Consider the following 12957-nt stretch of genomic DNA (forward strand, 5'->3'; position numbering starts at 1 on the left):
TCAAAAAATATTGCACAATGATGATTGCGTTTTTGTTACTGTTTTTTAGCAACAGATGTTTTGCGTTTTTTAGAAGCAGAAGAAACCTTTCTGCGCACTGTTGCATGTTTTACCGATAACGGCTGAGATTGTTGAGATTCTACATCAATCATTTGGGAAGTAGGAGCCATTTTAACTTTATCCTCAATGCTATCATCTTCTTCCTTCATATTTTTTTTGAAGGCTTTAATTCCTTTAGCAACATCGCCCATTAATTCAGAAATTTTACCGCGACCGAAAAGCACAAAGATAATCAATAAAATTATAATTAAATGCGTTGGTGAAAAAATATTACCCATTATTCTCTCTAACTTTATGCTTTTAAATTTGATTTCATTTATTCATGCTTCCTCTGAAGAATGTATCAAATATAATATCTTACTTATATATTTTCTTCTTAACTTAAAAGCAATTACACGCTTTTATTGCAAAAAGAGCTTTTTATCCTCTTATCGCTTTTTAGCGTACTATAACACAAACCATTCAACAATGATAAACCGCTTCATACAAAATTCAAAACACTTAAAAACTTTTCTAAAATAACTTCATCTGATCTCTTAGGTTACTCATCTTCCTGTAAAGACTATAGCCAACGTCTTTCCTTTTAAACAATGTTGTACGTATCATTACAAATATTTCCGCCAAATTATCCGTTACTGATAAAAATCATAATGCTGTAAAACATTTTACGTATTCAATTAAAAAAATCAGAAAGAAAAATCTCTAAAAAACTTTCTTAACACATCATCAGTCTCTTCAAAAACGATCATCTTACGCACAACATTTATTCTTTGCGTTGGGGTGGGAATTTTATCATCCATTATTCCATACACAATACGAAATATGAGCCATCATCGTATTCAATTAAATATCTGTCGTGTAAATAAAAACTATTAGCGGAAAGAGTAAAAATGTACTTTATGAACCAACGCAAGTGCCAAGAGGTATGGCAATACTGCTAAAAAATAAAAAAGGTACCAGCTTGTGCCTTTATTCAGTAAAATACCTCCATATAACCAGCTCTCTAAGCCACGGCATGCTCTAACTATTACAAGTCTCTGGATTCTGGGCATGCGTTCTCATAATATCATGTGTTTAACCTATCTCAGTATTGAAACCAGAATGGGCATTAATAGAAAATTACATTCAATCAAAAGCATGGCATCGAAGCATAATCCATGTAAAAAGAATTTCTTATCCTAGCCTTTTTTATAAGATTACCTTATAAAGCCGCTCGATAATACAGTGTTAGAGATAGATAAACCTATTTGCTTTAGTTTAAAATTCCTCATTTTATTGAGATAGCTTGCAGAGCACATATCAATTCTCAAAAGTTTTATTTTAGCATCATACACAATAACCTAGCCATTTAGCGTGTATAATGTAAAGCTTTGGCTCTGCTTAAAGCAATGAGATTCATTCATACTTTTACAAAAATCTATCACTATAACACCAGCACTTTATTGCTCTATCCATAATTTTACGCTTGCTAAAAAACTTATAAATGTAACAATGTTTTTATCAAGTATTTGAAATTCTTTAATCTTTAAACAAGAAAATTTATGAATGAATTTGAAAGGTACTCTTCAATTTTTCAACAAACTTCACTAATATTCTCGTTGATTGAGGTTTTTTTATAGTATTCCTGGAAGAGACCGCGATCATAAAAAAATTCTCTTACAACATAAATATCTCTATTGAGATGTTTGATCTCTTCTTGTCTATCTCTCATATAAAAAATTTAAAATTTTAACGATTAAGCTCATAATATAAAAATAGCCCTGTGAATAAATGCTCCCATGACATTAATATTTTTTCTGTAGTGTATAATTTGGAAATGAGGGCATTGTTTGATTTCCACAAGAGTATTTTTATGGATATCAATTCTATTATTCTATGCTAATAATCCGGTACAGTTACACATATGATAGAGTTTACTCCATGAATTATCGGCATATTTATCATGCTGGCAATTTTGCTGATATTTTTAAACACATTATTGTCACTCGCATTGTAGAATATCTCAAACGCAAAGAAAAAGCTTTTCGCGTTATAGATACGCATGCTGGAATCGGTATTTATGACCTTTCTTCTTTAGAAGCACATAAAACAGGAGAGTGGCGCGAAGGTGTCCAACGACTTTTTTCAACTCCTATCCCAGAAGATTTAAGAACACTCCTTTGTCCATGGTGTGACATCATTGATGCCCTCAATAAAGGGGAAAAAGAAATTATATTTTATCCTGGATCTCCTGTTCTTATTCGTCAATTATTACGGAAACAAGATCGCCTCACCGCAATAGAATTGCACAATGAAGATTATCATATTTTAGCAAAAAACTTTGCAGGAGATTATCAGACAAAAGTTCTGCATTTAGATGGTTGGCTTTCCTTAAATGCTCATGTACCACCAAAAGAAAAACGTGGGTTTATCCTTGTTGACCCTCCCTTTGAAAAAGCTGGAGAGTTTTCCCGCCTTATTGAGGGATTAACGAAAGCCTATCGTCGCTTTTCTGGAGGAATCTACGCTTTATGGTATCCTGTTAAATATGACAAAGAAATTGAAAGTTTTCTTCACGCGCTTTATCAAACAGGAATTCCTAAAATTCTCCAGCTTGAAATGCGTATCCGAAAAAAATCAACATCACCTACAATGAATGGAAGCGGTATGATTATTATTAACCCTCCCTACCTTTTGGAAGAAGAAATGAAAAAACTCAGCCCCTTTCTTATCAACCGTCTTGGACAAGATGAAAATGCCAAAATAACGCATAAGTGGCTTCAAAAAGAACATCTATTATTTTAGATCTTTTTCTGATATCTTTCCTAAATCAAATATCATGTTGTAAAATACAAATGCATTAAATGATAAAGTTCTTTGATTCTTTGGATAATATCAACATATTATCATGATAAGCTAATAACGATCAGCGTGAATTATTTTTTTAGAAAGCCTATCCTCTTAATCATCATGGATTTCTTATTTCAATCATTTTAATGGATAAATTGGCCAAATTCATAAAGCTGTCTTAGAATAACAACTCTCATATTTTTTTATGAAAGATCGGCTCTCTAAAATCATACTCTTATGCTATAAGATATATTTATAAAAAAAATTATAAAGACATAAATAATCATTATTTAATAAAAAAGAATATTTCATATATTAAACAAACAACATATTCGTAATAAACGGAATGGTCCTGAAAAATAATACAAATTGTCCGCAAAATGAACGGGAAAAACTTTCTTTTCTCTCTAATGTTACATGGCATAATGCCAATCAAAGCAATGAGAAAAATCAGTTCCAAGGTATCAAGTTCATACAAGAGTTTGTTAGACACCTTCCGCATAAGCCAGGGGTTTACCGGATGATTGGTGCAAATGGTGATATTCTCTATGTTGGCAAAGCCCGTAATCTCAAAAAACGTGTTTCAAACTATACACGTGAACAAGGACACAATAATCGTATTACCCGCATGATTCGTGCAACATATCATATGGAATTTATCGTCACCCATACAGAAACAGAAGCACTCCTTTTAGAAGCCAATCTCATCAAAAGATTGCATCCACATTTTAATGTACTCCTGCGTGATGATAAAAGTTTTCCTTATATTATGATTACAGATGATCATCGAGTGCCTGCACTTTACAAACATCGTGGTGCTCGAATACGAAAAGCTCACTATTTTGGTCCTTTTGCTTCTGCTGGTGCAGTGACACAAACAGTTCATGTTTTACAACGCGCCTTTTTATTACGAACTTGTACTGATTCAGTTTTTGAAAACCGTACACGCCCCTGTTTGCTTTATCAAATTAAGCGATGTTCTGCACCTTGCACTCATGAAATTAGCGACAGTGATTATAAAGAACTGGTGAAAGGAGCAAAAGCGTTCCTTTCGGGAAAAGATCAATCTATTAAAAGCGATATGGTTCAAGCTATGCATAAAGCTGCAGAAAATCTTGATTTTGAACAAGCAGCTTCCTATCGTGACCGCCTATCAGCCCTTTCTCACATACAAAGCTATCAAGGTATAAATCCTCAAACGATAAAAGAAGCGGATGTTTTTGCGATTGCGCAAAAAGAAGGAATGACCTGTATTCAAGTGTTCTTTTTTCGCATGGGGCAAAATTGGGGAAACCGTGCTTATTTTCCTAAAGCAGATCCCTCTTTTTCCCGTACTGAAATTTTAGCAAGTTTTCTTGCCCAATTTTATGATGATAAACCACTTCCCAAAAGCATCCTTTTATCTGAAGAAATTGAAGAAAAGGCACTTCTTACAGAAGCATTTAGTCTCAAAGCAAACCACAAAGTATCCCTCTCTTTACCCAAACAAGGTGAACGGAAAACTCTTGTTAATCGTGCCTATCTCAATGCTCATGAAGCACTTGAACATAAGCTTTCTGAAACAGCCACCCATACAAAATTGCTTCAAGGTCTTGCTAAAACATTCCAACTACCTTTTCCTCCACGCCGGATAGAAGTCTATGACAATTCTCATATCATGGGAACAAATGCTGTAGGGGCTATGATTGTTGCTGGTCAAATGGGATTTATTAAAAATCAATATCGAAAATTCAACATTCGCTCAACAGATATCACGCCTGGCGATGATTTTGGTATGATGAAAGAAGTGATTAAACGAAGATTTTCACGCCTTATCAAAGAGCATGATCTGCCAAATAGAAGTCATAACATAAAAGATGATGATCTTTTTCCCATTTGGCCTGACCTTATCTTAATCGATGGTGGTGAAGGACAAATCAACAGCGTACATGCAATACTTGCTGAATTACAATTAAATGATCTCTTCACAGTTGTTGGAATCGCCAAAGGTGTTGACCGTCATGCGGGACGTGAACGATTTTTTATAAAAGGTATTCCGCCCTTTACACTTCCTCCACGTGATCCTATCCTCTATTTTTTGCAACGTCTGCGTGATGAAGCACACCGTTTTGCGATTGGAACTCATAGGATAAAACGAAAAAAAGCAACATTCAAAAACCCACTTGATGAAATCGAAAATATCGGTCCGACAAGAAAGCGTGCGTTGCTTCATCATTTTGGAAGTGCCAAAGCTGTTGCTAGTGCCTCATTTGAAGATTTAAAAAAAGTTACGGGAATCTCTATGACAATTGCACAAAAAATTCATAACCATTTTCATGAAAAATAAGCTTGTTTCATAACCTTCGCCTTGTTACGTTTAGGAAATATATTCTCTTTCACAAGAATTAAAAATGGCTCCATGAAAAATCATACTTTTTCTTTTCCAAATATTTTAACTTATGCACGAATTGTTGCAGTCCCAATGGTTGTTGCATGCTTTTTTTTAGAAGGGCGGCTACAATCAAGTGATATCACCCGCTGGATTGCTGTTTCCATTTTTATCGTTGCATCCATTACTGACTTTCTTGACGGTTACCTTGCTCGTATTTGGGAACAAACATCCAATATTGGTCGCATGTTAGATCCAATTGCCGATAAACTTCTCGTCTCTGCTTGTTTGCTCTTGCTTGCCGCAGACAGTACCATCGCTGGATGGACTCTATGGGCAGCTATTATCATTCTTTGCAGAGAAATTCTTGTGTCAGGATTACGTGAATATTTGGCTGAGTTAAAAGTTAGTGTTCCTGTCTCTCGTCTTGCAAAATGGAAAACTTTTGTACAGATGATCGCTATTGTATTTCTTTTAGCTGGACCAGCCGGTAATAAAATTTTCCCTTACACAGTAGAGTTTGGTATTACTATGCTGTGGATTTCTGCCCTCCTTACATTGTGGACAGGGTGGGATTATTTTCGTGCAGGTTTAAAACACGTTATCCTATGAATAGTATGGAATTTTATAAAATGATTTATCTTTTTGTACTTAAATAAGAGATGAGAATAGCATAAGATTGATTTATTTTAAATCTATTAATGATAAATCAATAAAACACTTTTTTGCACATTACAAGTAAGGGTAGCGTGTAGATAAAAACTCTTCAGAAAAGAGTAAATAGGCTTTATATTTTCGTAAAAGCAGCTGCAATATTAAAAGCTAAAAAAATGATTAATGGCTCCATATGCTTTCAAAAAAATCTATAACCTCATAAGCAAAAAACCGAAATATAGTGTTTCGGATTTTTGCTTCTTATATACGCTTTATTAACCAACAATTTCTACCTCAGGAAACCAAAAGGCGATTTCTGTTTTTGCCGTTTCAGCACTATCGGATCCATGGACAGAATTTTCGCCAATCGATAAAGCATGAACCTTACGAATTGTCCCTTCTTCTGCATCACTAGGATTCGTAGCCCCCATTACTTCACGGTTTTTAGCTATTGCATTTTCACCTTCCAAAACTTGTACAACGGTTGGACCAGAAGACATAAATTCAACCAATTCACTAAAAAAAGGACGTTCTTTATGAACAGCATAAAATTTTTCAGCCTCACGTCTGCTCATCCAGACACGTTTAGACGCAATAACACGTAGCTCCACATCCTCAAGCATTTTAGTAATTGCGCCAGTCAAATTACGACGGGTTGCGTCTGGTTTAATCATCGAAAAAGTACGCTCTAAAGCCATTTAACCACCTTTATTTCATTGATAATATTCTCTAGCCATTCCTATAGCGAGCAAGGAACCCTTTGCCAAGTGGCTCTGCAAAAATCTACACAAATTCTCAAAAATATAGAATAAATTATAAAGAAAACTTTAATAAAAATCCTGCAATTGCTCATCCCATCATAAAAATGCGCTACCGACTCTTAATAAATATTGAATCTTCTTCCATAATTTTAAATGCTTCCTATCAAAATTATCATTGAAATCAATCAAAAAATAACCATATCGTTAGAAACTATAGCGTACACCTAAAATACCCTGAAAGGACTGTTTTGTTTTATGTCCTTTAACATAATGGGCCTCACCATATAACTTTAACTTCTCACTCACAAAACTGCTTAAACCTAATCCTAACTTACCTGCATTGCCCGATAAGTCCGTGGTAAATGGATGACGTTGATTAATTAACGTTTGATTGTCATCTTTATTCTCACGCAACCATGCTGCTGTAATATACGCAAGCGATGAGGAATCCATGTGAGAACCAAATTCATATCCTAAAGATAAGCCAACCTCACTGCGTAATGAAGTAAATGGACGCATGTCACCTGTCACGCCATTCGATAACTTGATTTCTTTACCCTCAACACGCAACCATGTAAATTGTCCATAAGGCTGCAACCAACTGTTCTTTGACGTCTTAAGTCGATAACCAGCTTCAAAGGAAGTCCCCAATGCCCTTTGAGTATATGTTCCTTCAATCTCTAAACCATTCGTTGAAACGGCTTTTAGAGTATTTTGATAATGATTGTATTTTAAAATACCATCGAGATACCATCCACTATGATCAAAATAAGTGACATAAGCGCCAATACCATAAGTATTGATTCCACTGTTACCCCCCCGTGCATGCGCAACACGGGCACGATCATAACTGCCAAAACCACCTATATAAAACTCTCCATTTTCCCACTCGCCTAAACCATTGATCCCCAAAACGATACCGGTCTGATCCAGTTTAAAATCTATATGCTCTGTCGCAATGCTCTCTTTAGATTTAATCGCATAAGTCCATAAAGCTGCATTCTTTTTACTTTTATCTAGAACTCCTCTTCCCGCACGTACGGTTTGCATTTCATTGTGAAAAACCATCACTGGAGCCACAGACATAGACAATACCGCATCTGTAGAGGGAGTGGTCAAAAAGTGAGAAACTGAAAACGTCTCGCTTAATTGTGAAGAAGGTTGTTCTTTATGAACTGGACGCACAATCATTTGATCGGCTAAAGAGTGAGAAGATTCTGAAACAGCAGTTTGTTGTTTTTCATCAGAAAGAGGATGAAGACCTGATGGAGGTAACGTTACAAGACTCTGATTTTCTTGAGAGGAAGATACCGAAACACTGGAAACATTCTGTGCCCCTCTTAAATGACGTGGAGGACGTTGTTTAGCTGGCTGTTTTTTAGTAAGTGGACGAGGACTGGTATTTTTTCCTTCAGAAGAGGGAGATTGATCAGACTGTATACCCGTATCAGCAGGAATCTTCGCTTTCTTATTCACACACTCTACTTCAGAACTAGAACCTTCCGTATCTCCAGAAGCTCTACTTAAATACCAAATTGTAGCACTACCACTAGAATCAGCACATCTTCCTCTCTTCACTAAGCGATACTGATAGGTTCCACCATCAACAGCTGTAATGTCCCTGCCCAAAAGATCTGCCAGAGTAAAATTAGCTCCGCTATTGTGGCTTCTATCGGTAATTAACGGAAGCTCAGTAACCAAACTATTCCTTTGTGAGAGAGGACCTGTAATTTCACGTCCAGAATCTGCAATATTTATTTTGTGATTCCCTGAGCCCTCACCAATCAACAAATAATCACTCGCATCCCACGTCGCGCTAATATTGAATCGAAAATGTAAATCCCCTGAAAGTCTCTCAACATAAAGTGAAATATGACGTGGATCATACGGTATAGAAGAAAAAATAACAATCCCACCCTGCCCCCCTAAATCTTTAATTTTAATCTGTGGTTTTTCTCCTATCTTCCGTTCACCAACTTCAAATATTGGTTCAGCAGGTTCTCCTTCTAGAGGAATGTTTTTCTTGGTAATATGATTTGTCCTACCGCCAGCAAACAGATAAAGTTCTCCGTGATCATTAACCCTTACTTCCCCAACAACTTCTTTTACACCAACATGTAGCCAGGATTTGGCAAAATCCGTAATTGTTAAACCATTCACAAAACCTTCAGGATATACAACTTGAATAGCTTGATTTTTCAAAGTAGTTTTCACAGATTCGCCTAGTGCTAAGACGTGTTGCCTGCCATTGCCAGAAACTTCTGTATACATTGCTCGCCCCCCTTCCTTTCTTTGCCCCGCATAAATATTTTGTTCTCCATCATTTCCTACTTTCGCATACCAAGCACCTCCCCCATCATACACATTCTGCTGTCCCACTGCTCCACCTCCACCCGTAACTGTGGAATTATATGCACTACTTCGTCTAACCACGCGTGTAAAATCAATATATGGCTCTTCATGAATAAACTGCTGACCTCCCAAAATTTCAGCGTTTATTGTAATTCCTGCACGTGTAACTATTTGCATCCCTCCTTTTTTGATAGTGGACCCCACGGAAGTTTTTCCATTATCAATAAGCTCTACATCCCCATATCCAATCGTCATATTATTTTTGAAAAGACGAGCAATTATTTCTAAATTTTTTCGTTCCTCTTCTTCATTTCTCACATGGGCTACTCTTATTTGCCCTCTATTCCCACTCTCTACTGCACTTGCAGATTGCGCAAAACAACTACTGATCATCAATACTGAAAAACTTAACTTATATTTATACCGCATTATCCACACTCCACTCTCAATTATTTAGAAAAATACCCCACGGCTACATAGGTAGCTCGTTTTAGATTGTATCATAATGTGTTTTATTTATGTCTAAATACAATTTTTTAGTGTATTTTTTTAATTTAAACAACTTTAAGTTGTTTATCTATAAACCACTAAAAAACTCTAACTTAAGGCAGAAAAATTGAATAAAATTCAAAATGTTTACTTAAATTCAAGGAATAATTTGCATATCTGGAATTATAGATGAAAAAAATGCTCGTGCCCTTTAATGGCACCCCCCTTCACGTAAAACAAAACGCCATTCGATTGTACATTCACGCACTTGTTTTAAAGAGACATCTCTCAATGCACTCAAGCCCATTTCGTAACGTCATCCATGAATGATATACCGGTAAAGCCATTGCCCCCTATTTTTACGCTTATGAAGAAGCGGGCCGATATCATCATACACTTTGCCATCCCAATGTTGTGACAGCCCTTGACACTAGAGACGATTCATCAGAGACATTTTTACTTCTTTTTTGTATAGTTTTTATACACACCTTCATCCCGCTTGCGATGTGCCAAGCGAATAATTTTGATTGATTCAACATAAACAGATTTGGAATGAGAGAATCCTATGATTTTCGCGACTCTTATTCAACACGCATAGAAATGAATTATTATAAATTCAGTATGTTGCCTTTAAAAGAGAGAGTATAAAGACATTCCTACTATTTGAGAAAGTCCCTACACTCTCGAGAAGACATAGCCGAACGTTATCTGTTTAAGTTTGCAAAACAATTACATTTGTAAAGTTAATCAGCCATGCACACATATTTAGAAACTATAGCGTAATCCTAAAATACCTTGAAGAGCATTCTTAATCTTATGTCCTTTTAGATAATGTGCTTCCGCATAAAGTGTTAGTTTATCATTGACCGAACCGTTTAAACCTATTCCCAATTTACCCGCACTGCCTGATAAATCTGTAATAAATTTATACTGGTTATTAATTGTCGTATAATTATTATTTATATTCTCACGCAACCAAGCTGCCATAATGTAAGCTGTTAATGACGTTTCTGAATTCACAAAAAATTCATGTCCTGCAGTCAATCCAACTTCACTGCGGAATGAAGTTAATGGGCTTAGATCACCTATCATTCCATTTGAAAGTTTTATTCTTTTACCTTCAACCTGCAAACCTGTTAGTTTGATATAAGGCTGCATCCAAGTATTCTGTGCCGGTTCAAAATAACAACCAATCTCAAATGATCCACCTATTGCCCACTGATTGTAATGACTTTGAATGGCTAAACCATTCGTTGATATGGCTTTCAAATTATCTCGGTAATAATTATATTTCAAAACACCATCCATATACCATCCACGATGATCAAAATAAGTTGCGTAAGTTCCAATACTATAAGAGCTCAAATTGCTGTCACCACCTCGTGCATGAGAAATACGTGCTTGATCATAACTCCCAAAACCACCAACATACAACTCTCCATGCCCTAATTCACTCAACTGATCAGCACCAAAGACTAAACCTGTCTGCCCAAGTTTAAAGTGTGTATGGCCTGTCGCAACACGTTCTCTGCTCTTAATCCCATAAGTCCATAGTTCGATATCTTTCTTATTTCTGTCCCAAATTTTTCTACCATTCCGTATAATTTGCAACTCATTATTAAAAATAAGCCCAGGAACTACGGACAACGTTAACACTGCATCTGTAGAGGGGGTTGTTGATGTTTCTCCAGGAAAAAAAGGATTTGTCGGATCTGGCATAGAAGGTTCTGGTCCACTGAGGCGGTCTGCCGATAAAAACCAAACTTTTCCATTTTCATCCTTTCTTTCTTTCAAATCATACATATAAGTTCCACCATCAATGGCGTTAATTTTTTCACCCTTAAGATCTGTCAGCGTAAAATGCGCTCCACCACTTTGATCCGTAATTAAATCACGCTTATTTGAAAAAGGATCCGTGATTTCAACGCCAGAATCAGCAACACTTATTGTATGTTTCCCAGCGCCTTTCTCAACCAAGAGATAATCACCACGGTTATGGGCAATCGTAGTATTGAACGCGAAATGTAAATTTCCTGAAAGATTATTCACATGAAGCTGAGAATAATATGGATCAGAACCTGTAAACGAAAAAATAATACTCCCTTCACCACTTAATTTTTGTATCAAAGAACTTTTTCCATCAAACTCATCAGTAATAGAGTATAGTTTTGTATCTTTTCCATTTAAAATAATATCTTCTACTGTGGTGCGATGTTGATCATTCCCAGCATAAAGATGGATCTGCCCAGAATGGTTTACCTGTGTCTTGCCTTCTAATGTCGCTCCAGCATGCACCCATGATTTTGTTTGATCATTCATTGTTAGATTTTTTACAGATCCGTCAGTATCTATTTCCTGAATAGCATTCTCATTTAAAGTGACTCCAATGGACTGACCACCTTTTAAGATACGTTGTTTACCACCACCAAAAACTTCTGTGTCAAATGCAAAACCACCATTTTTTGCACTTTGAGACTTTTGTCCAACCTCTTGGACACCCCCTCGCATAACTTTTGTATTCCAAACTTTTCCGCCATCATATACTTTTTGTTGGCCTAGTGTTTCATCTTGACCATAAATGATAGTGTGAGAAGCACTACTGCCTTTAATCTCTCCTCCAATATCCCCCTCGCCGAAAATAAGCTGCTCACCGCCATAAATTTTAGTCCCCTCTACTTTCCCTCCATTTCCAACACTTTGGTGCCCGCCTTCTTTAACAACAGCATTTTTCGAAAAACCTTGTTTTCCTTTTAAAGCCTGAACATTTTCAATTCCACCATGTTCAATTTTACTATTCTCACTGAGTCCTCCTGCATACACATAAAGCTCTGCACCATTCCTTACAGTGTTATTAATGGATCGCCCTGGACTATCAATCTCACCATCATTTGAAATGTATGCTTTACCTTCATTATCAAGGATATAATTTTCTAATATTGCCCCATCTTTAATGGAAATAAGTTCAGGCTTTTTAAGAAACGCAGTATTTTGTTCTTGTGCATTATATCCAGCATTGTCACGATGACTGCTGTCAAGCTCCTGTTGACTCGCAAACACTCTAGCACCCTTATCCATGATAAAATCGCTAGGCTTTTTCAAAAAGTCTAATTCATTGCGCGTTCTTATCATGACACCATGAGAGGCTCCAAGTATGCATCTGCCTGTTTTCATATCCTCATTGTATTGATCGTGAAATACCTTATCATTTTCATAACTTGAAGATTGACAAAAAAGTGCTGCTCTTCCCTCATTTGCAGCAGCAGCTTGCACAAAACAGCTGCTCAACATGAGTATCCAACAATGTCGTTTCCATTTATATTGTAGAGCCATATCCTCCCCCCTTCACGCCTGCATAGACACTGAACGTAATTAGCTCTACAAAACATATTTTCAACCTTAGATTGCAACAATCCTTCTTAAAAATCCTCCTTATTTCATAAAAAA

Annotated in this window: 7 protein-coding genes and 1 pseudogene; 3 read left to right on the forward strand and 5 right to left on the reverse strand. The window is 36.2% G+C overall.

The features are described 5' to 3' along the window. Positions 1–35 precede the first annotated feature (35 nt). Entirely contained in the window at positions 36–338 is a 303-nt protein-coding gene (tatA, locus tag ACFIM8_RS01495; RefSeq protein ID WP_375614381.1) for a twin-arginine translocase TatA/TatE family subunit, read from the reverse strand. Positions 339–1980: 1642 nt separating this feature from the next. Between tatA and ACFIM8_RS01500 the strand changes: the two genes are divergently transcribed. From ACFIM8_RS01500 to pgsA, 3 genes are all read left to right on the forward strand, one after another. Then, on the forward strand, positions 1981–2844 hold the full coding sequence (locus tag ACFIM8_RS01500; RefSeq protein WP_375614382.1) for a 23S rRNA (adenine(2030)-N(6))-methyltransferase RlmJ: 864 nt from the start codon (positions 1981–1983) through the stop codon (positions 2842–2844). Between the two features lie 391 nt (positions 2845–3235). Next, positions 3236–5215, forward strand: coding sequence for an excinuclease ABC subunit UvrC (uvrC, locus tag ACFIM8_RS01505; RefSeq protein WP_375614383.1), 1980 nt, complete (start codon positions 3236–3238; stop codon positions 5213–5215). A 72-nt stretch (positions 5216–5287) separates the two neighbouring features. Continuing rightward, entirely contained in the window at positions 5288–5869 is a 582-nt protein-coding gene (pgsA, locus tag ACFIM8_RS01510; protein ID WP_273723320.1) for a CDP-diacylglycerol--glycerol-3-phosphate 3-phosphatidyltransferase, read from the forward strand. 317 nt (positions 5870–6186) lie between these two features. Here the strand turns inward: pgsA and ndk are convergent, their stop codons facing one another. From ndk to bafA (ACFIM8_RS01530), 4 genes and pseudogenes are all read right to left on the reverse strand, one after another. Continuing rightward, positions 6187–6609 carry a nucleoside-diphosphate kinase gene (ndk, locus tag ACFIM8_RS01515; RefSeq protein ID WP_375606272.1) on the reverse strand — a complete coding sequence of 141 codons (423 nt, stop codon included), beginning with the start codon at positions 6607–6609 and terminating at the stop codon, positions 6187–6189. 267 nt (positions 6610–6876) lie between these two features. Next, positions 6877–9453 (reverse strand): BafA family autotransporter, encoded by a 2577-nt coding sequence (bafA, locus tag ACFIM8_RS01520; RefSeq protein WP_375614384.1) that lies wholly within the window; start codon positions 9451–9453, stop codon positions 6877–6879. 283 nt (positions 9454–9736) lie between these two features. Then, positions 9737–9967 (reverse strand): annotated as a pseudogene (locus tag ACFIM8_RS01525) (integrase); the annotation flags it as partial. A 311-nt stretch (positions 9968–10278) separates the two neighbouring features. Further along, on the reverse strand, positions 10279–12843 hold the full coding sequence (bafA, locus tag ACFIM8_RS01530; RefSeq protein ID WP_375614385.1) for a BafA family autotransporter: 2565 nt from the start codon (positions 12841–12843) through the stop codon (positions 10279–10281). Positions 12844–12957: the final 114 nt, after the last annotated feature.

It is taken from the genome of Bartonella sp. AC535YNZD, from assembly GCF_042196625.1.
GTDB lineage: Bacteria > Pseudomonadota > Alphaproteobacteria > Rhizobiales > Rhizobiaceae > Bartonella.